Below are 19,485 nucleotides of genomic sequence, written 5' to 3' on the forward strand. Positions count from 1 at the left end.
GACGCGCGGCCGCATCGGCTACCTGCCCTTCCTGCTCGAGATCGAGACGCCACGCGGACTCACGTGGCGGGAAGTGTATCGACGCGACGACCGCGATCCCTCCACCCGGACGGTGGTCTGCTCGCGTTCCGCGAAGGCGGTCTCGATGATGACCTTCGCTTCGTCGGGCTTGTCCTTGGCGACCGCCCAGGCCCACTTGCGGTAGCGCAGCGCGACGTCCTCGGCGGCGCCGTCGAGGACGAGGCGGCCGTGGTTGAGCCAGATGGCGCGGGTGCAGGTCTCCTCGATGGTCTGAGCGGCGTGAGACACCAGGAAAACGGTGCCGGCGCCGTCGCGCAGCCGCTGCATCCGAGCCTCGCTGCGTTCCTTGAACGCGGCGTCTCCAGTGGACAGGGCTTCGTCGATCAGAAGGATGTGCGGGTTGGCCGCCGTGGCGATGGCGAACCGGAGCCTCGCAGCCATTCCGGACGAGTAGGTCTTCATGGGGAGGTAGATCGACTTGCCGAGGCCTGCGAGCTCCTTGACCTCCGGAACCGCGGCATCCGCCTGGGTGGGCGTGAGGCCCATGGCCAGGCAGCCGAGCCGGATGTTCGCCTCGCCGGAAAGGTCGGGCACCAAGGCAGCGTTCACGCCGATGAGCACCGGCGTGCTCTCAGCGAGCACGCGACCCTTGGCGGGGTTCTCCAGCCCCGCGATGATCCGGAGTAGGGTGCTCTTGCCGGAGCCGTTCTGTCCGACCAAGCCGATCTGCTCGCCCGACCGCGCGACGAACGAGATGCTGGACAAGGCCCGTACCAACACCTTGGGATCGTTGCCCAGCACCGTTCGTGCGGCTCGAACCAACGGGTTGACACGTCGCCGGCGTTCGGCCGCGTCGGTGGACGGCACGCGGTAGCGGACACTGACGTCCTGGACGGCCACCGTAGCCTGGGCGAACGGGTCAGCGAGCTCAGACACGGCCATAGGACTCCTCGGCCTGCCAGAACACGAAGAACCCCACGACGAGGGTTCCAAAGGCCCAGGCGCTGAGACCGGCCCACGTCGACAGGGCCGGCACGGTGCCGTAGAGCAGAGTGTCCCTGGCTGCGTCGAGCACCATGTACATGGGGTTCGCCTCCATGGCTCCGACCACCCATGGGTACGCCTCGAATCGATCGATCGAGAAGAACACGGCCGATCCGTAGAGCCAGAACCGCATCGCGACGCTGATGAGCTGGTTGAGGTCGGGTATGGCGGCCGCGGCACGGGCGAGGAGGAGCCCCAGCCCGGTGACGAAGATGAACTGAAGCGCGAGCACCGCGGGAAAGAGCGCTGCGGCCGGTGTCCAGTGCTCCTCCTCAGGCAGGACGAGGATCAGCACGAACATGGCCCCGAGCGTTGGGATCAGATTGAGGACTCCCCGGAGCACGACAGATATGGGGAGCGATGCTCGGGGGAAACTGAACGCACGGATCAGGTTCCGGCCGTCAGAGATCGACTTCGCGGCGCGAGCAACGGTCTGGGACGTGAACTGGAAGAGGAAGATGCCGACGATGAGGTAGCCCAGGAAGTTCGGGATGCCGACGGCGGAACCCAGGACCTTGCCGAAGATGAGGAAGTACGCGACCCCGTCCAGCATCGGTTTGATCACCAGCCACAACTGTCCCAGCAAGGTCTCTCGTGTACCGCTGGACACCTTGGCGCGCGCCTCGGCCCAGAGGAAATGCCGGCGCCTCCAGAGCTGGGACAGGTACCTGTCGACGGGAGGGCGCGCACCAACGGGCGAGAGCCTGCCGGTGGTGACGACCTCGAGGGCGGCCGATTGCCTGCCGAACAGCTCGGCATACAGGTCGACGGGGCGCGTCGCGCCCTGTCGAACCTCACCCTCGTACGTCATCGCCCCGCATCTTAGAGTGAGCGCCGGTGTCCGAGGACACACCGTCGTCCTCCGGACGTTCCTACGAAGGGCAGTGAACGTGCAGATCTCGGTGATCGGTCTGGGCTATCTCGGCGCGGTGCATGCGGCGAGCCTGGCCCATCTCGGCCACGACGTGGTCGGGGTCGATGTCGACGCGGAACGGGTGGACGCGCTGGCCGCGGGCAAGGCGCCGTTCTTCGAACCAGGGCTGGACGAGCTGTTGTCGCAGGTCATGGGCACGGGCCGCCTGACCGTCTCGACCGACATGGCGGCGGTCGCCGGGTCGCAGGTGCACTTCGTGTGCGTCGGGACGCCCCAGCGGAAGGACGGCCCCGCGGCCGACCTCGCCTTCGTGGACGCCGCGGTGGATGAGCTGGTCGAGTACCTCGCGGCGGGTGAAATCGTCGTCGGCAAGTCCACCGTCCCGGTGGGCACGGCGCAACGACTCGCGGGCGTCGTCGCGGCGGCGCGGCCCGGGGCGGTGCTCGCCTGGAACCCGGAGTTCCTGCGCGAGGGCTTCGCCGTGCAGGACACGCTGCACCCCGACCGCCTCGTCTACGGCGTGCCCGACGGCGCGGCGGGGGAGCGGGCCACGGCGGCGCTCGACGCCGTCTACGCCCGGCCGCTCGCCGAGGGCGTGCCGCGGATCGTCGCGGACTACCCGACGGCCGAGCTGGTGAAGGTGGCCGCCAACTCGTTCCTCGCCACCAAGATCTCCTTCATCAACGCCATGGCCGAGCTGTGCGAGGTGGCGGGGGGCGACGTCGCCCGCCTCGCGGACGCGATCGGCCACGACGCGCGCATCGGGCGCCGCTTCCTCAACGCCGGCCTGGGCTTCGGGGGAGGCTGCCTCCCCAAGGACATCCGCGCCTTCCGCGCCCGCGCCGACGAGCTCGGGGCGGGCGACGCCGTCGCCTTCCTCGGCGAGGTGGACGCCATCAACACGCGCCGTCGTACCCGCATGGTGGACCTCGCGTCCGAGGTGCTGGGCGGGATGGTGGAGGGCGCCGAGGTCACGGTGCTCGGCGCCGCGTTCAAGCCCGACAGCGACGACGTCCGCGACTCGCCCGCCCTCGACGTCGCGGCCCGCCTGGCGGAGCTGGGCGCCGTCGTGACGGTGCACGACCCGCAGGCCATCGACAACGCCCACGCGAAGCAGCCGCACCTCCACTACGAGCGGGACCTGGAGGCCGCGCTCGCCGGCGCGGACGCCGTCCTCCTCCTCACGGAGTGGAAGCAGTACCGCGACCTCGACCCCGAACAGGTAGGGAGGCTGGTCGCGCAGCGCACGATCCTCGACGGCCGCAACGCCCTGGACCGTGCCGCGTGGACCGGCAGCGGCTGGCAGTATCGTGCTCTCGGCCGGCGCTGAGCCGGTCGCCCCTCCACGGATTGGTTCAGGTGTCATGCGCGTTCTGGTCACCGGCGGCGCCGGTTTCATCGGGGCGAACTTCGTCCAGCAGACGGTGACGGAGCGCCCGGACGCCGTGGTGACGGTGCTGGACGCGTTGACGTACGCCGGGGACCGGTCGTCGTTGGACCCGGTCGCGGACCGGGTGAGCTTCGTGGAGGGGTCGATCACCGACGCGGAGCTGGTGGACGGCCTGGTCGCGGACGCGGACGTCGTCGTGCACTTCGCCGCGGAGTCGCACAACGACAACTCGCTGACGGACCCGTCGCCGTTCGTGCAGACCAACCTGGTGGGCACGTTCACCCTGCTGGAGGCGGTGCGCCGCCACGGGGTGCGGTACCACCACATCTCGACGGACGAGGTGTACGGCGACCTGCCGCTGGAGGGCGACGAGAGGTTCACCCCGGCGACGCCGTACAACCCCTCGAGCCCGTACTCGTCGACGAAGGCCGGCTCCGACCTGCTGGTGCGCGCGTGGGTACGCTCGTTCGGCATCGAGGCGACGATCTCGAACTGCTCGAACAACTACGGCCCGTACCAGCACGTGGAGAAGTTCATCCCGCGGCAGGTCACCAACCTCATCGACGGGACCCGGCCCCGCCTGTACGGGGCAGGGCTGAACGTGCGCGACTGGATCCACGTCCACGACCACAACACCGCCGTGTGGGCGATCATCGACCGCGGCCGCGTCGGGGAGACGTACCTCATCGGCGCCGACGGCGAGACCAACAACCTCGAGGTGGTCCGCACCCTCAACGAGCTGTTCGGGCGCGACGCGGACGACTTCGACCACGTCGCCGACCGGCCCGGGCACGACCTGCGCTACGCGATCGACGCCACGAAGCTGCGGACCGAGCTCGGCTGGACCCCGCAGTTCACCGACTTCCGCTCCGGCCTGGCCGCGACGGTCGACTGGTACCGGACGAACGAGGACTGGTGGCGCCCGGCCAAGGCGGCCGTGGAGGCGAAGTACGCCCGCAGCGGCCAGTAGGGGTGCGCGGCGTCAGCCGCGGAGCGACGCGAGGTAGTCCTCGACGGCGTCGTGGGTGGGCAGCAGGCCCTGGGCCCTCGCCTCGGCCAGGCCGGGGGCGGCGGTGTCCTTGTCGGACAGCTGCGCGACCAGCGGCGACCCGTCGCGGGCCGTCGTAGGCCACTCGATGCCGACCTCCGGGTCCAGGGGGTGGATGCCGTGCTCGTGGCCCGGGTTGTAGCCCGCGGAGCACAGGTAGAGCACGGTCGAGTCGTCCTCCAGGGACATGAACGCGTGCCCGAGACCCTCGCCCAGGTAGATGGCGCGGCGGTCGACGTCGTCGAGCAGGACGGAGTCCCACCGCCCGAAGGTGGGTGAGCCGACGCGGACGTCGACGACGACGTCGAGGACGGCGCCCTTCGCGCAGGTGACGTACTTCGCCTGGCCGGGCGGGACGTCGGCGAAATGAATGCCGCGCAGCACGCCGGCGGCGGACACCGAGGCGTTGGCCTGCCGCAGGTCGAGCGGGTGGCCGACGGCGTCCGCGAACGGCCCGGCCTTGAACCACTCGAGGAAGACGCCGCGAGGGTCGCCGTGCTGCTGCGGCGTGATCTCGTAGGCGCCGGGGGCGGTCAGCTCGCGGATCTGCACGGGTGCTCCTTCACGGGTCGGCCAGGTGTTTCTTCGGCGGGCGGCGCCCGTAGGATCCTACGGTGACCGAGCCGACGACCGCGCCCCCCGCCGCCCCCGCTCACCGCCGCTGGCTGGTCATCGGCGCGGCCGGGATGCTGGGGACCGACCTGCTGGCTCGTCTCCGGGACGTCGGCACGGACGTCGTCGGGCTGGGTCGGGCGGACCTCGACGTCACGGACGCCGACGCCGTCGTCGCCGCGGTGCGCGGGTACGACGTCGTGGTCAACGGCGCGGCGTGGACGGCGGTCGACGACGCCGAGGCCCACGAGGGCGACGCGTTCCGCGTCAACGCGACCGGGGCGGCGCACCTCGCGCGGGCCGCGCACGCGGCAGGCGCCCGCCTGGTGCAGGTGTCCACCGACTACGTGTTCGACGGTGCCGCGACCGCGCCCTACGACGAGGACGCGCCGCTCACGCCCGTGTCGGCGTACGGGCGCACCAAGGCCGCGGGGGAGTGGGCCGTGCGTGCGGAGTCGCCGGACCACCTGATCGTGCGGACCGCCTGGCTGTACGGGGCGCACGGAGGCTGCTTCCCGAGGACGATGGCGCGCCTGGGGGCCGAGAAGGACCGCCTCGCGGTCGTGGACGACCAGGTCGGCCAGCCCACCTGGACCCGCGACCTGGCCGACCTGATCGTCCGCCTCGTCGAGGCGGGCGCCCCGGCGGGGACGTACCACGGCACGGCCTCGGGGCGGACGTCGTGGTTCGGGTTCGCCCGCCGCGTCCTCGCGTCCGCGAGCTTGGACACCCCGCTGGAGCCCACGACGTCCGACGCGTTCGTGCGCCCCGCGCCGCGGCCGGCGTTCTCCGTGCTCGGCCACGACGCCCTGCGGGCCGCCGGTGTCGCGCCCATCGGCGACTGGGCGGAGCGCTGGGACGCCGCCGCGGCCGAGGTGCTGGCCTGAGCCTGGCCGGTCGTCGGTCGGGCTACTGCTCGAGCAACCCGAGCAGGTACGTGCCGTAGCCGGACTTGGTGAGCTTCTCGGCCCGCTCGCGGAGCTCGTCGTCCGACAGGAAGCCGCGCCGCCACGCGACCTCCTCGGGCGCGCCCACCTTGAGCCCCTGGCGACTCTCGATCGTGCGGACGAAGTCGGACGCCTCCAGCAGGGAGTCGAACGTGCCCGTGTCGAGCCAGGCCGTGCCGCGGGGCAGCACCTCCACGTGCAGGTCCCCGCGCGCGAGGTAGGCGCGGTTGACGTCGGTGATCTCGTACTCGCCGCGCGCCGACGGCTCCAGTCCCTTGGCGATCTCGACCACGTCGTTGTCGTAGAAGTAGAGGCCGGGCACGGCGTAGCTCGACTTCGGCTGCGCCGGCTTCTCCTCCAGAGACACGGCGCGCCCGTCGGCGTCGAACTCGACCACGCCGTACGCCGTCGGGTCCGCGACCCGGTAGGCGAACACGGCGCCGCCGTCGACAGAGGTGTACTTCTGCAGCTGGTCGCCCAGCCCTTGCCCGTAGAAGATGTTGTCGCCCAGCACGAGGGCCGCGGCGTCGGTGCCGATGAACTCCTCGCCCAGCACGAACGCCTGCGCCAGCCCGTTCGGCACGTCCTGTACCGCGTAGCTGATCGAGATCCCGAACTGCGACCCGTCGCCCAGCAGCCGCCGGAACTGCTCGGCGTCGTGCGGCGTCGTGATGACCAGCACGTCGCGGATGCCCGCGAGCAGCAGCGTCGACAGCGGGTAGTAGACCATCGGCTTGTCGTAGACCGGCACCAGCTGCTTGCTCACCCCGAGGGTGATCGGGTGCAGCCGCGTGCCGCTGCCGCCGGCCAGGATGATTCCGCGCATTCTTCGTCCTCTTGTCGGGTCGGATCTCACGAGTGTGCCGTGACGCGCGCGTACACGTCGGCGTACCGGCCCACGAGCCGCTCCCACGTGCGCTCGGCGGCGACGTGGCGGCCGGCATCGACGAGCGCGGCGCGGTGGGCGTCGTCGTCGAGCACGCGCGCGACGGCGTCGGCCCACGCGGCGGTGTCGTCGGGCTCCACCAGGACGCCGGCGGGCGCGCCTCCACCTGGTCCGGCATCGAGCGGCGAGAGCACCTCGGCGAGCGCGGGCAGGTCGCTGGCGACGACGGGCCGCCCGAGGGCCATCGCCTCGACGGGCTTGAGTGGCGTGACGAGGCGCGTGACGCGGTCGGGGCGGCGCGGCACGAGCACGACGTCGAGCGCGGCGAGGTAGGTGCGCGCCACGTCCCGCGGCACGCGCCCGGGCAGGTGGGCGTGCTGGCCCAGCCCGAGCTCGTCGGCGAGCCGCAGCAGGCGCGGCCGGTCGACGCCGTCGCCCACGACCAGGGCGGACACGTCGACGCCGCGCGACCGCAGCAGGGCGACCGTGCGCAGCACGGTGTCCAGGCCCTCGTACCCGACCACGCTGCTCACCGTGCCGACGACGAACGGCGCGGTGCGCAGGCCCAGCGCGGCGCGTGCCTCGACGGCCGACGGCGCGGGGCGCAGCAGGGCGGCGTCGACGGCGTTCGGCACCACGGTGATGCGCTCGTCGGGCACGCCGCGCCCGACGAGCTCGTCGCGCATCGTCCCGCTGAGGGTGACGACGTGGTCCGCCGTCAGGGCGAGGTCGGTCTCGCGGGCGCGCACCAGCGCGAACCGCTCCGAGGCGGCGGCACGCTCGCGCCCCTCGGGCGTCGGGTGCGACGCGGCCCACGTCTCCTCCGGCAGCCCGCGCACCTCGTAGACCCAGGGCAGGCCCGCCCGGGCGGCGGCGGCGCGGGCGGCGTCGCCGGTGGTCCACGGGGTGGTGGCGTGCACGACGGCGGGGCGCGCGTCGTCGAGCGCGCGGGCCAGCAGGTCGACGCCGTCCGCGGCGCGGCGCCGGTGGTCCGCGGGCAGGGACCGCGGCACGAGGCGCCGGTAGGTCACGCCGTCGACGATGTCCGCGCCGCGGGCGCCGAGCGCCCCGATCATCAGGGGATAGCCGGCCCGCGTGGTCGCGGTGACCTCGTGCCCTGCGGCGCGCTGCGCGGCGAGGACGGCGTGGGTGCGCAGCGTGTACCCGCTCTGCGTGTGCGGCAGCGAGTTGGTGAGGTGGTGGTGGACTGCCACCGGGTCGGCGGGGCGGGCCGGATCTTCACCCGGTCCGGTGGGGGACCTCTTTTCACCCGCTCGCCCCGGGAGATCGTCCGCATCCCGAGACGGTCCGGGGCCGGGGACGGCCTCGAGCACGGCCACCTGACCCAGCAGCGACGCCCGGACCCGGCGGCCGGCGCGGGTCGTCGGGGCGGCCGCGCGCAGGGTCGCGACGTCTCCGTCCTGCCATGCGGCACGCAGCCGCCCGGCCTCGCCGGAGGTGCCGTCGCCCAGCGCCCGTTCCACCCACGGCACGACGACGGCGCTCACCCGGGTCGGGGTGCGTCGCGCCGCCTGGAGCACCAGCCACGCCGGGTCGGTACGCAGGGCCCCGCCCACGAAGGACGCGGCGAACCGCGCGTCGCGGGCCAGCTCGCGCACGCGCGTCATCGCGCCTCCGTGGCCGCCGGGTCGGTGAGCTCGCGCAGCAGGTCGACGTACCGCGCGGCGAGCGTGTCGTCGTCGGCGTTGCGGGCCACCCACTCCGCGGCGCGCGGGTCGGCGACCGGCACGTCGCCGGACGAGGCCCAGCCCGACCACAGCTCGGTGAGCGCGTCGACGTCGCCGGGCGGCACCACCGACCCGGCGCCGGAGCGCTGCACGAGCGCCGCGGCCTCGCCGGCCACGCACGCGGTGGCGTACGCCCCCGACGCCATCACCTCGTACAGCTTCGACGGCACGGTCCACTCCAGGGGCTTCCAGTCGCGCAGCGACACCACCACGGTGTCCGCCCACGCGTAGTAGCGGCGGATCTCGTCGTGCGGCACGGCCCCCACGAACGTCACCGGAGCGTCGAGCTCGGCCACCAGCCCCTCGAGGAACGGCACGCGCGCGCCCGCCCCCACGATGCGGACGTCGAGCCGCAGCCCGCGACGGGACACCTGGGCCGCGGCGCGCACCACCGACTGCAGGTCCTGGGCGCGCCCCACCGTGCCCGCGTACACGACGCGCAGCGCCCGGGCCGGCGGGGCGTCGTCGGGCCGGCCGCCGACCTGGTCGTCCGGGGTGAGCGGCTGGAACGACGTGCCGTTGCGCACGACGGCGACGCGTCGCACGCCCCGCTCGAGCAGCACCTGGGCGAACGTCTCGGTCGTCGTGACGACGACGTCCGCGCGCGACTGGAGCCGCGTCACCGCCCGGTGCACGACGGCGCGCGCGCCCGCGAGGGCACGGGAGGTGGCGGACCGTCGCGTGTCGAGCACGCCGCTCGGCTCGATGAGGTCCGGCCAGGCGTCGCGCATCTCGATCACGAGCCGGGCGCGCAGCAGCCGCGCCAGCAGCCACGCGGCGAACATCGACGGGATGCCGGGCACGGTGCCGACCACGACGTCGGGCCGCTCGGCCCGCTGCCGGAAGTGCCGGACGCCCAGCACGACGGCGCTCGCCGCGGCCACAGACTGGTCCATCGTGCGCGAGAGCAGGTCGGCGGCGTGCGGACGGAACCTGGTGCGGACCACGCGCTCGCCGTGCCGGCCCCGGGAGACCGACCCTGGCCGGTGGTCGGCGGCCGCGCCCTGCAGCCGTCCGCTCGGGTAGTGCGGGGGTGGGGTGAGGACGGCGACGTCGACGCCCGCGTCCATGAGGCGCGGCGTCAGCGAGTCCCACCGACGTTGCGGGGCGCCGTGCTCGGGCGGGTAGTGGTGCGTGACCAGCAGCACGCGGGAGCGCTCCGACGACGACGGCGGCGTCGCCCGGGTGCCGTGCATGGTCGTGCCTCTCGTCTCGCTCGCGTGCCCGCGGGCCCTGCGGCGGCGCACCCGGCGAATGGTACGGCGGGAAGCCTCACGAGCGGAACACGCCGTCGTCGCGACCAGGCCCGTAGGATCCCGCCCTGTGAGCCGAGCCACCGCCCCGCACCGCCACGCCCGTACCGAGGCGCGCCGCAGCCGTCGTGCGCTTGCCGTTGTCCTGGTGGTCGTGCTGCTGGTCGCCGCCGGAGGTCTCGGAGCGGCCTGGTGGTTCCAGCGCAGCCTGGACGGCAACATCGAGCGGATCGGCGACCCGTTCGCCGAGATCCCGGCCGGCAGCAGCCCCGAGGTCGAGGCGGAGACCGAGGCGGTCAACCTGCTCGTCCTGGGCTCGGACAGCCGGATCTCCGCCGGAGACCCGTCGCAGTGGAAGGCCGGCGCGCAGCGCACCGACGCGATCATGCTGGTCCACCTCCCGGCGAACCGGAAGAGCGCCCAGGTGGTCTCGATCCCGCGCGACTCGTGGGTCGACGTCCCCGGGCACGGCGAGGCCAAGATCAACGCGGCCTTCTCCTACGGCGGCCCGGCGCTGATGATCCAGACTGTCCAGGAGCTCACCGGCGTGAAGATCGACCACTTCGTGGTCACCGACTTCGAGTCGTTCACGTCGATGACGGACGCGCTCGACGGCGTGCGCATCCGCGTGCCGGAGGACATCGGCGACGGCAAGCAGGTCTTCTTCTCGAAGGGCGTCCACATGATGTCCGGCGAGGAGGCGCTGAAGTACACGCGCCAGCGCCACGGTCTGGCCAACGGCGACTTCGGCCGCGTCCAGCGGCAGCAGAACTGGATGCGCGCCATCCTCGCCAAGGTCAACAACAACCGGAACGACGTCGGCATGATGACCGAGTTCTTCACCACGGTGAGCAGGTCGGTCGCCGCCGACGACGGGTTCACCATCGACCGGATGCGCAACCTCTACATGAGCGCGCGCGGGCTGAGCACCAACGACGTCGACTTCATGACCGCGCCGTACTCGGGCACGGGGCGCAGCGACGACGGGCAGTCGATCGTCGTCCTCGACCGCGAGCGGTTCGACCCGCTGATGACGGCGATCGCCAAGGACGAGGCGGGCAGCTACGTCAAGGAGCACACCGACGACCTCGAGGTGCTCCCGGCGACGGTGAAGTAGGCGGGCGGCGCACGCCCACGACGCGCAGGGTCAGGCGGCGGTGTCGACGGCGACGCGGCCGTCGGCGAACGTCATGCCCTGCACGACGGTGCCCGGGTAGCGGGCGGCGAGCAGCCGCTGCACGTCCAGCGCGATGCGGGCGTCGGGGCGGATCTGGACCGACCCGGCGGGCAGGCCCTTCGCGGACAGGACGGACTCGATGCGGTTCTTGGCGAGCCCCAGCAGCTTGTGCGCGGGCAGGCCGCCGGCGCTGGCGTCGACGGACAGCACGGCGACACCGCCGTCGAAGCCCTCGACGCGCAGCCGCGACCGGACGGCGGGCACCAGACGGGTGGCGAGCTTGAGCGCGCCGGGCAGGTTCTTCACCGCCCGGGCGTCGGCGACGACCTCGAGCTCGTCGCCGGCCCCGCCGACGGACGTGACGAAGCGGGGCAGGGTCCGGCCTCCCAGGAGGCCGAGCTCGTTCAGGGTCTCCGCGAGGGACATCTCGGTGCGCACGGCGCATACCGTACTGGACTCGGTGGGACGCGTGGGCCGGGTCACTCACCAGGCGGGGAATAGAACGATTCGATAGTCTGTTGCCACGGTCGACGACACCCCGAGGAGAAGGAGATCCGTGGCCCCCGCGAGCGACGAACGAGCCGGGGAGCTCGACCGATGAGCGCCACCTTCTCCTCCCTGAAGTACACGAACTACCGCATCTGGTTCGCAGCCGCCCTCGTCGCCAACGTCGGCACGTGGATGCAGCGCATCGCCCAGGACTGGATCGTCCTCACCGACCTCAGCGACGACTCGGGCATCGCCGTCGGCCTCACCACGGCCCTCCAGTTCGTGCCGTTCCTGCTGCTCTCCCCGTGGGCGGGCGTGCTCGCCGACCGGCTGCCGCGCCGTCGTCTCCTCATGGCCACCCAGGGCGGGATGGGCGTGCTGGCCCTCGCGCTCGGTGCCCTCGTGCTGTCCGGCCGGGCGGAGCTGTGGCACGTCTACGTCTTCGCGCTCCTGCTCGGCGTCGTGTCCGCGCTGGACAACCCCGCGCGCCAGACCTTCGTCGCCGACATGGTGCCGGCCGACAAGCTGCCGAACGCCGTCGGCCTGAACAGCGCGTCGTTCAACGCCGCGCGCCTCATCGGCCCCGGCGTGGCCGGGCTGCTCATCGCCGCCGTCGGCGCCGGCTGGGTCTTCATAATCAACGGCGTGACCTTCGGGGCGACGATCGCGGCCCTGGCCCTCATGCGAGTCCGCGAGCTGCGGCCCCAGCCGGCCGCACCGCGCGCCAAGGGTCAGATCCGCGAGGGCGTGCAGTACGTGCGCCGGCGGTCCGACATCGTCGTGATCATGGTCGTGATGTTCGTCGTCTCGACGTTCGGGCTGAACTTCCAGCTCACCTCCGCGCTCATGGCGCGGGTCGAGTTCGGGCGCGGGGCCAGCGAGTACGGCATCCTCGGCTCGGTCCTCGCGATCGGCTCCCTCGCGGGAGCCCTGCTCGCCGCGCGCCGGGACCGCCCGCGGGTGCGCCTGGTCATCGGCTCGGCGTTCGCCTTCGCGCTCTCGACGGCGGTGCTCGGCCTCATGCCGACCTACCCGGCGTTCGTCGTCGCGTGCATCCCGGTGGGGCTGTCGTCGCTCACGATGATGACGGCGGCCAACAGTGCGCTCCAGGTGTCCACGGACCCGGCGATGCGGGGCCGGGTCATCGCCCTGTACGTGATGGTCTTCCAGGGCGCGACGCCGATCGGCTCGCCCATCGTCGGCTGGATCGGCGAGGCGTGGGGCCCACGCTGGTCGATCCTCGTGGGCTCGATCGCCACGTTCCTCGTCGCCGCCGGCGCGACCGCCTGGGCGGTACGGCGCTGGCACCTGCGGGTGCGCTACCGGGTGCTGTCGCGCCCGCACCTCGAGGTCGTCTACCTCGACCGCGAGGTGCTCGAGGGCGTCACCACGCGCGACGGCGTGCGGCGCGAGCTGAGCCGCGCCGACGCCGAGCGGGTGCCGACGACGGCCTGACGGCGTCGGGCCGTCCGCGGCGCAGGCGCCGCGCTCAGTGCCGGTGCGTGGCCGGCTCGCGCCGCGAGGCGCGCCGCGCCGGCGGGGTGATCCCGTTCGCGCGCCGCTGCATCCGGGCCTCGAACTCCTGCTGGTCCCGCATCTCCTCCTCGTTCGGCCACATCAGGACGACGAAGATGAGCGCGACCGTGAGCGCCGCGATCCCGAGGATGAGCGGGCCGAGCAGGTCGATGGCGGTCGTGCCGGTCGTCGGCACGCCCGAGGCTCCCGTGATCGTCAGGGCGGCCATGCCGGTGTAGTGCATGCCGCTGACGGCGACGCCCATGATGAGGGCCGCACCGAACGTCGCGGCGCGGCCGCGCACGTTCACGCTGAGCCAGAGGGCCGCCGTCGCCGCGACGATCGCGATGAGCACGGAGAGCCCCACCACGGGCAGGGAGAACTCCATGTGGCCCGTCATCCGCATGGCCGCGATGCCCATGTAGTGCATCGCCGCGACGCCGAGCCCGGCGACGATGCCGCCGGAGACCAGCCACAGGGGGCGGTCGCCCGCGAAGCCGACCAGGAACAGCCCCAGCGCGACGACGACCACGGCCACGAGGGCGCTGAGGACCGTCTGCGGGACGTCGTAGTTGATCGTCATGTCGGTGACCGTGAAGCCGAGCATGGCGATGAAGTGCATGACCCAGACGCCCGTGCCGCCGATGGCGACGGAGGCCACCAGCAGCCAGGCCGCGCGGGTCTTCGTGTCAGTCGCGGCGCGGGCTCGCGCCGTCGCGGACAGGCCGGTGGCCGCCCCGAGGCACGACGCGGCGTACGCGAGCAGCGGGGTGATCAGCCCGTAAGTGAAATGGTGCATCTCCGGCATGCGGGGCCTCCCGGCAACATCGCCCGTCTGTGACGAGGCGGCACGTTATCAGCCCGTGACCTAACGGGTGAAAAATGCCCGCTGAACTGGGACGATGTGAGGCGTGCTCGGGAGGCCCCGCCGGAGGGGACGTCAGCCGAGGTGTGCCACCACGTGGTCGACGCAGGCGGTGAGGGCCCGGACGTCGTCGGGCTCGACGGCGGGGAACACCCCCACGCGCAGCTGGTTGCGGCCGAGCTTGCGGTACGGGAACACGTCGATGACGCCGTTCTCCCGCAGGACGCGGACGACGGCGGCGGCGTCGATCGCGTCGTCCAGGTCGATCGTCGCGACGACCGTGGACCGCTCGGCCGGGTCGGCGACGAACGGCGTCGCCCAGTCGCGCGCGTCGGCCCAGTCGTAGAGCACGCCCGCGGACTCCGCGGTACGGGCGCTCGACCATGCGAGGCCGCCCGACCCCAGGAGCCACTCGACCTGCTCGGCGAGCAGCACCAGCGTGGCGACCGCGGGCGTGTTCAGCGTCTGGTCGAGGCGCGAGTTGGCGAGCGCGGTCGTCAGGGACAGGAACTCCGGCACCCACCGCCCGGTAGCGGTCCCGGCGGACGCCTCCACGCGCTCGGCGCGCTCGACCGCGGCCGGCGAGCAGACCGCGAGCCACAGGCCGCCGTCGGCCGCGAAGACCTTCTGCGGGCCGAAGTAGTAGACGTCGGTGTCGGCGACGTCCACCGGCAGCGCGCCCGCGCCCGACGTCGCGTCCACGAGGAGCAGGGCCCCGTCGGCGCGGGCGCCGGGCACCTGCCGCACCGGCGCCATCGCGCCGGTCGAGGTCTCGTTGTGCGGCGTCGCGTACACGTCCACGCCGTCGACCGGCGTGAGGTGCGCCACGGTGCCCGGCTCGGCCGACACCACGTCCGGGTCGGCGAGGAAGGGTGCGCGCGTCGTCGCCGCGGCGAACTTCCCGCCGAACTCCCCGAACACCGCGTGCTGTGCACGGCGCTCGACGAGGCAGGCCGCGGCGACCTCCCAGAACGCCGACGCGCCGCCGTTGCCGAGGGCCACCTCGTACCCGTCGGGCAGGGCGAACAGCTCGCCGAGGCCCGTGCGGACGCGCCGCACGAGGTCCTTCACGGCCGGCTGCCGGTGCGACGTCCCCAGCACCGGGGCCGCCGGGTCGCCCGAGGCGGCCAGCGCGGCGACCTGGGCGGGGCGCACCTTGGACGGGCCGGAGCCGAAGCGGCCGTCGGCCGGAAGGAGCGACGCCGGGATGACGACGCTCGGGTGGCTCGAAGGGCTCGGGTGGCTCGACGCAGCGGGCATGGTGTCTCCGGTTCCGGGCGAGTGGGAGCGGGTCGTCGGTGGGGCAGGGCAGGATGTCTCGTCAGGAGTGCGCACGACGGCGCCGCGCGACCCGGCCTGCGCCCACGCGTGCGAATAGACTAGGCCGCGCCGAATGACGGGAGTGGACGTGACCGACCTGATCGACACCACCGAGATGTACCTCAAGACGATCTACGAGCTCGGTGAGGAGGGCATCCCGCCGCTCCGCGCCCGCATCGCCGAGCGACTGGGGCACTCCGGGCCGACGGTGTCGCAGACGGTGGCGCGCATGGAGCGCGACGGTCTCGTCGTCGTGACGGGGGACCGCCACCTGGAGCTCACCGAGGCGGGGCAGACCAAGGCGACCCGCGTGATGCGCAAGCACCGGCTCGCCGAGCGGCTCCTCACGGACGTCATCAAGCTCGACTGGGAGCACGTGCACACCGAGGCGTGCCGCTGGGAGCACGTGATGAGCGACCTCGTCGAGAAGCGGCTCGTCACCCTGCTCGACCACCCCCACGCCGACCCGTACGGCAACCCGATCCCGGGTCTGTCCGAGCTGGGGGAGCAGTACAAGGACGTGCCGTTCCTCGAGGGCGTGCAGTCCCTGCCCGGCGTGCTCGAGGCGCGCAGGGCGAAGGGCCTGGCGGACGGCGACGGCGTCGAGCTGGTGCTCCAGCGGATCGCCGAGCCGCTCCAGGTGGACATCGAGCTGCTGGCGCGTCTCGCCGAGTCCGGTCTCGTGCCGGGCGCGCAGATCGTCGCGCGCACCGCCGGCGACGACGTCGCGGTCGAGGTCGAGGGGTCCGGCATCGTGCTCGACCTGCCCGAGGAGCTGGCGAAGCACCTGTTCGTCGCGAGCCGCTGACCTGCGGTCCGGCTCCTGAGCCGGGGCGGCACGCCACATCGTGACCGCAGCGTGACATCGCCCGGGGTTGTCCGGTACGGTCGGGGCGCTCGTCGGAGTTCATCCTGCGAGCGCTCGACCGGACCGCCGAACCCTGCCACCGGCCGAGCTCCACGGACATCCGCACGGCAGGAGCGGGGGACCCACTTCGGGCGTCGGTGACGACGTCCTTGGGGTGAAGCCGGACGGGCCCGGTCACGGGCACGGACGGCCGGGTGTTTCTCCCACCCGAACCCGACAGCTGACCTCGCAGGCGACAGGAGAGGTAGACACGTGAGCGCACGCACGAACCATGGCCGGCACCGCGCCGCCCGTCGTCCGATCGCCCTCGCCCCGTCCGGCGTCGCCGGCCGCCGTGTGGCCGTGGCCGCCGCCGCCGGTGGCCTCCTGGTCTCGACCTTCGCCAGCGCCGGCGCCGCGCAGGCCGCCCCGGTCGACACCGACGCCGCCAAGAAGCTCAGCACCGTCGACCTCGGTGCCCTGACCGACCAGGCCCGCGAGGCCCTCGAGGCGGCCCCGGTCGTCACCGTCGACGCCAAGGCCAAGGTCGACGTCGAGAAGGTCACCGCGAAGATCGCGGCCGGCGCCGAGATCACCCCGGCCCCGGAGCCCGAGCCGGAGCCGGAGCCCGTCGTCGAGGAGTCGTCGGTCGACGCGGACCGCTCCACCAGCACCGTCTCCCGCTCCGAGGAGCGCGCCGAGGTCGAGACCGCCGTCCCGGCGTCCGCCAACGGCTCGGCCATCGTCTCCATCGCGATGCGCTACGTGGGCGTCCCGTACGTCTCCGGCGGCTCCAGCCCGTCCGGCTTCGACTGCTCCGGCCTGACGCAGTACGTCTACGCGCAGGTCGGCATCAACCTCCCGCGCACCTCGTCCGCGCAGCGCAACGCCGGCACCGTCGTCTCCGCCTCCGAGGCGAAGCCGGGCGACCTGGTCTGGACCCCGGGTCACGTCGCGATCTACGCCGGTGACGGCATGCAGATCGACGCCCCGAAGCCGGGCGACGTCGTGAAGTACCGCGCCATCTGGCAGTCGAACCCCACGTTCATCCGCGTCGGCTGAGTCTGTCCGACACGTCACACGGAGCCCCGCCGCGCCCTTGCGCGGCGGGGCTTCGTCGTGCGCGGGTAACCGGTTCGACCTGGGCGGACGCACGTCCGGGAGCGTCGTCCACAGACGCTGTGACCGAAACGTGACATCGCCTCGCGCGTCCGCTACGGTGTCAACCACTCGGCGGGTGATCCGCCGGGTCTCGACCGGAACGCCGAGCCCTGCAGCCGGTCGGGGACCTTGACCGCACGCAGGGGCGGGGGACCCAATTTCGGGCGCTGTTCCACGGCGTCCTTGGGGTGAAGTCGCACGGACCTGGTCCGTGAGGCCGGGTGTTTCTCCCACCCGAACCCGACAGCTGACCTCGTAGGCGACAGGAGAGGGAACACGTGAACGCACGTACCACGCGCGCCCGGCACCGTGCCGCGCGCCGTCCGCTCGGCGGGCTGGTCCAGAGCGTCGGCTCCTCGGTGACCGGCCGTCGGGCCGTCGTCGCCGCAGCCGCCGGCGGACTGCTCGTCTCGACCTTCGCCAGCGCGAGCGCCGCCCAGGCGGCCCCGGTCGACACCGACTCGGCGAAGAAGCTCAGCACCGTCGATCTGGGCGCCCTGAGCGACCAGGCCCGCGAGGCGCTCGAGGCGGCTCCGGTCGTCACGGTCGAGTCCAAGGCCAAGGTCGACATGGAGACCATCAACAAGAAGATCGCGGCCAAGGCCGAGATCACCCCGGCGCCTGAGCCCGAGCCGGAGCCGGAGCCCGTCGTCGAGGAGCAGAGCACCGAGCGCTCCACCGAGACCGCCTCGCGCTCCGCGGAGCGCGAGGAGGCGCCGGCGGCTGCCGAGACCTCGTCCAACTCGTCGCTCGGCCAGCAGGCCGTGTCGATCGCGATGCGCTACATCGGCACGCCCTACGTCGTCGGCGGCGCCAGCCCGTCCGGCTTCGACTGCTCGGGCCTCACGTCCTACGTCTACGGCCAGCTCGGCATCGACCTGCCCCGTACCTCGTCGGACCAGCGCTACGCGGGTAAGCAGATCCCGTTCTCCGAGCTGCAGCCGGGTGACCTCATCTGGAGCCCCGGCCACATCGGCATCTACGCGGGCGACGGGATGGTCGTCGAGGCCTCCCGCCCGATCAACTGGGAGACCGGCTACCACAAGATGTGGCAGTCCGAGTCGGAGGCCGTCGCGCTGCGCGTGTTCTGACGCCGCCCGGCCGACTGGCCGCACCTGGACGCCGTCGACCCCCGTGCCCACCGGCACGGGGGTCGACGTGTCTGGCGTCGCTTTGCTGTGACTTGCGCGATCCTTTCGCTACGCTTGAACCAGGCGCCCTCGACGACGAGGGCGAGCTCCTCGCCAGCGGACAGGAGGCGCGAGATGACACGGCCTGAGGTCGTCCTGGTAGGTGTCGACGGGTCTGCAGCCAGCCTGCACGCCCTCGACTGGGCTGCCGCGTACGCGCGGCGTGTGGGGTGGGGGCTGCACGTCGTCTGTTCCTACTCGTTGCCGTCGTTCACGGCCGCTTCGCTCGACGGCGGGTACGCCGCCCTGGACGACACCGCGATCCAGGAGGGCGCCAAGGCGGTCCTCGCCGAGGCGGAGGAACGGGTCGCCGCCAGCGGGGTCCCCGTGACCGGCACCGTCGCGACGGGGGACGCGGCAGGCGTGCTCGTCGAGATGTCGCGGGAGCACGCGCTCGCCGTCGTGGGCACGCGGGGCAAGGGCGGGTTCACCGAGCGGCTGCTCGGCACCGTCTCCTCGGCCCTGCCGGCGCACGCGCACTGCCCCACGGTGGTGGTGCCCTACCGCGGCGACGGGGGCGGCAGCACCGACGCCGCGGATCGCCGCGACGGCGACGTGGTGCACGAGGTACGCCGCATCGTGGTGGGCGTCGACGGGTCGCCGTCGGCCGAGGTCGCGCTGAAGCACGCCGTCTCGCAGGCGAAGGCGTGGGACGCGGAGCTCGTCGCGGTCGCCGGCGTGCCGCTCGGCGGCGGGGCGGGGATCCTGGCGTGGCTGCCGTCGCAGATCGACCACGAGACGGTCCTGGCCGACGTCAAGGCCGGCCTCGACGTCACCGTGGACCGGGCCCAGGCGGCGAACCCGGGCATGACGATCAAGCGGCACGTGCTCGACGGGACGGGTGCCGAGCTCCTCACCGAGTTCTCCACCGGGGCGGACCTCGTCGTGGTCGGCTCTCGCGGCCGCGGCGGGTTCCGCGGCCTGCTGCTCGGGTCCACCAGCCAGGCGGTGCTGCACCACTCCGCCTGCCCGGTGCTGGTCGTGACGCGAAAGTGCGACGAGGAGCTCAGCGAGGACGGCGCCGACTCCGCCTCCGCCGCCTGAGTGTCGTGAGCATGGTTCTGGCCCGCTTCCGAGCTCGGAAGCGGGCCAGAACCT

18 protein-coding genes and 2 riboswitches are annotated in these 19,485 nt (G+C 72.8%); of the genes, 9 read left to right on the forward strand and 9 right to left on the reverse strand.

All coding sequences use genetic code 11. The annotated features are described in order from the left end of the window. Positions 1-18: 18 nt before the first annotated feature. Together ACFQ8Y_RS18500 and ACFQ8Y_RS18505 are read right to left on the reverse strand one after the other, a co-directional pair. Positions 19-963, reverse strand: a complete 945-nt coding sequence (locus ACFQ8Y_RS18500) for an ABC transporter ATP-binding protein (protein WP_430586372.1) — start codon at positions 961-963, stop codon at positions 19-21. Next, positions 950-1,876 carry an ABC transporter permease gene (locus ACFQ8Y_RS18505; protein ID WP_430586373.1) on the reverse strand — a complete coding sequence of 309 codons (927 nt, stop codon included), beginning with the start codon at positions 1,874-1,876 and terminating at the stop codon, positions 950-952. The genes ACFQ8Y_RS18500 and ACFQ8Y_RS18505 overlap by 14 nt, the downstream gene beginning before the upstream one ends. A gap of 79 nt (positions 1,877-1,955) precedes the next feature. On the opposite strand from ACFQ8Y_RS18505, the gene ACFQ8Y_RS18510 reads away from it, so the two are divergent. Next, a complete protein-coding gene (locus ACFQ8Y_RS18510) occupies positions 1,956-3,269 on the forward strand; it encodes a UDP-glucose dehydrogenase family protein (protein ID WP_430586385.1) in 1,314 nt (437 codons plus the stop codon). Positions 3,270-3,303: 34 nt separating this feature from the next. Then, positions 3,304-4,299 (forward strand): dTDP-glucose 4,6-dehydratase, encoded by a 996-nt coding sequence (gene rfbB / locus ACFQ8Y_RS18515; protein ID WP_430586374.1) that lies wholly within the window; start codon positions 3,304-3,306, stop codon positions 4,297-4,299. Positions 4,300-4,311: 12 nt separating this feature from the next. Here rfbB and ACFQ8Y_RS18520 read toward each other — a convergent pair whose 3' ends face one another. Further along, on the reverse strand, positions 4,312-4,929 hold the full coding sequence (locus tag ACFQ8Y_RS18520; RefSeq protein WP_430586375.1) for a dTDP-4-dehydrorhamnose 3,5-epimerase family protein: 618 nt from the start codon (positions 4,927-4,929) through the stop codon (positions 4,312-4,314). A 62-nt stretch (positions 4,930-4,991) separates the two neighbouring features. Here ACFQ8Y_RS18520 and rfbD point away from each other — a divergent pair, with 62 nt between their 5' ends. After that, positions 4,992-5,876, forward strand: a complete 885-nt coding sequence (gene rfbD, locus ACFQ8Y_RS18525; protein ID WP_430586376.1) for a dTDP-4-dehydrorhamnose reductase — start codon at positions 4,992-4,994, stop codon at positions 5,874-5,876. A 22-nt stretch (positions 5,877-5,898) separates the two neighbouring features. Here the strand turns inward: rfbD and rfbA are convergent, their stop codons facing one another. From rfbA to ACFQ8Y_RS18540, 3 genes are read right to left on the reverse strand one after another with little or no spacing between them, the layout of a single operon-like run. Next, positions 5,899-6,762: a glucose-1-phosphate thymidylyltransferase RfbA gene (gene rfbA / locus ACFQ8Y_RS18530; protein ID WP_430586377.1), complete on the reverse strand. Its 864-nt coding sequence runs from the start codon at positions 6,760-6,762 to the stop codon at positions 5,899-5,901. Between the two features lie 26 nt (positions 6,763-6,788). Beyond that, on the reverse strand, positions 6,789-8,450 hold the full coding sequence (locus tag ACFQ8Y_RS18535) for a glycosyltransferase (RefSeq protein ID WP_430586378.1): 1,662 nt from the start codon (positions 8,448-8,450) through the stop codon (positions 6,789-6,791). Next, positions 8,447-9,817, reverse strand: coding sequence for a glycosyltransferase family 4 protein (locus tag ACFQ8Y_RS18540; protein WP_430586379.1), 1,371 nt, complete (start codon positions 9,815-9,817; stop codon positions 8,447-8,449). Before ACFQ8Y_RS18540 ends, ACFQ8Y_RS18535 begins: the two co-directional genes overlap by 4 nt. 76 nt (positions 9,818-9,893) lie before the next feature. On the opposite strand from ACFQ8Y_RS18540, the gene ACFQ8Y_RS18545 reads away from it, so the two are divergent. Further along, positions 9,894-10,940, forward strand: a complete 1,047-nt coding sequence (locus tag ACFQ8Y_RS18545) for an LCP family protein (RefSeq protein WP_430586380.1) — start codon at positions 9,894-9,896, stop codon at positions 10,938-10,940. 30 nt (positions 10,941-10,970) lie between these two features. Here ACFQ8Y_RS18545 and ACFQ8Y_RS18550 read toward each other — a convergent pair whose 3' ends face one another. Beyond that, the gene (locus tag ACFQ8Y_RS18550; RefSeq protein WP_430564079.1) at positions 10,971-11,438 is read right to left on the reverse strand and encodes a hypothetical protein; all 468 of its coding nucleotides are present in this window, start codon (positions 11,436-11,438) and stop codon (positions 10,971-10,973) included. Positions 11,439-11,597: 159 nt separating this feature from the next. Here ACFQ8Y_RS18550 and ACFQ8Y_RS18555 point away from each other — a divergent pair, with 159 nt between their 5' ends. Next, entirely contained in the window at positions 11,598-12,944 is a 1,347-nt protein-coding gene (locus tag ACFQ8Y_RS18555) for an MFS transporter (RefSeq protein WP_430586381.1), read from the forward strand. A gap of 34 nt (positions 12,945-12,978) precedes the next feature. Here the strand turns inward: ACFQ8Y_RS18555 and ACFQ8Y_RS18560 are convergent, their stop codons facing one another. Beyond that, on the reverse strand, positions 12,979-13,803 hold the full coding sequence (locus ACFQ8Y_RS18560) for an MHYT domain-containing protein (RefSeq protein WP_430586382.1): 825 nt from the start codon (positions 13,801-13,803) through the stop codon (positions 12,979-12,981). Positions 13,804-13,944: 141 nt separating this feature from the next. Continuing rightward, positions 13,945-15,129, reverse strand: coding sequence for a phosphoserine transaminase (gene serC, locus ACFQ8Y_RS18565; protein ID WP_430586383.1), 1,185 nt, complete (start codon positions 15,127-15,129; stop codon positions 13,945-13,947). 148 nt (positions 15,130-15,277) lie between these two features. Here serC and ACFQ8Y_RS18570 point away from each other — a divergent pair, with 148 nt between their 5' ends. The 4 genes from ACFQ8Y_RS18570 to ACFQ8Y_RS18585 all read left to right on the forward strand — a co-directional run bounded on the left by ACFQ8Y_RS18570 (position 15,278) and on the right by ACFQ8Y_RS18585 (position 19,431). Further along, complete coding sequence (locus ACFQ8Y_RS18570) at positions 15,278-15,997, forward strand: metal-dependent transcriptional regulator (protein ID WP_430548659.1); 720 nt, start codon at positions 15,278-15,280, stop codon at positions 15,995-15,997. 131 nt (positions 15,998-16,128) lie between these two features. Then, positions 16,129-16,306: riboswitch (cyclic di-AMP (ydaO/yuaA leader) on the forward strand. 3 nt (positions 16,307-16,309) lie between these two features. Beyond that, positions 16,310-17,098 (forward strand): C40 family peptidase, encoded by a 789-nt coding sequence (locus ACFQ8Y_RS18575; protein ID WP_430548660.1) that lies wholly within the window; start codon positions 16,310-16,312, stop codon positions 17,096-17,098. 190 nt (positions 17,099-17,288) lie between these two features. Beyond that, a riboswitch (cyclic di-AMP (ydaO/yuaA leader) is annotated at positions 17,289-17,475 on the forward strand. Continuing rightward, complete coding sequence (locus ACFQ8Y_RS18580) at positions 17,476-18,288, forward strand: C40 family peptidase (RefSeq protein WP_430548661.1); 813 nt, start codon at positions 17,476-17,478, stop codon at positions 18,286-18,288. Positions 18,289-18,462: 174 nt separating this feature from the next. Next, positions 18,463-19,431 (forward strand): universal stress protein, encoded by a 969-nt coding sequence (locus tag ACFQ8Y_RS18585; RefSeq protein ID WP_430548662.1) that lies wholly within the window; start codon positions 18,463-18,465, stop codon positions 19,429-19,431. Positions 19,432-19,485: the final 54 nt, after the last annotated feature.

The organism is Isoptericola sp. NPDC056605 (genome assembly GCF_042792795.1).
Classification (GTDB): domain Bacteria; phylum Actinomycetota; class Actinomycetes; order Actinomycetales; family Cellulomonadaceae; genus Isoptericola.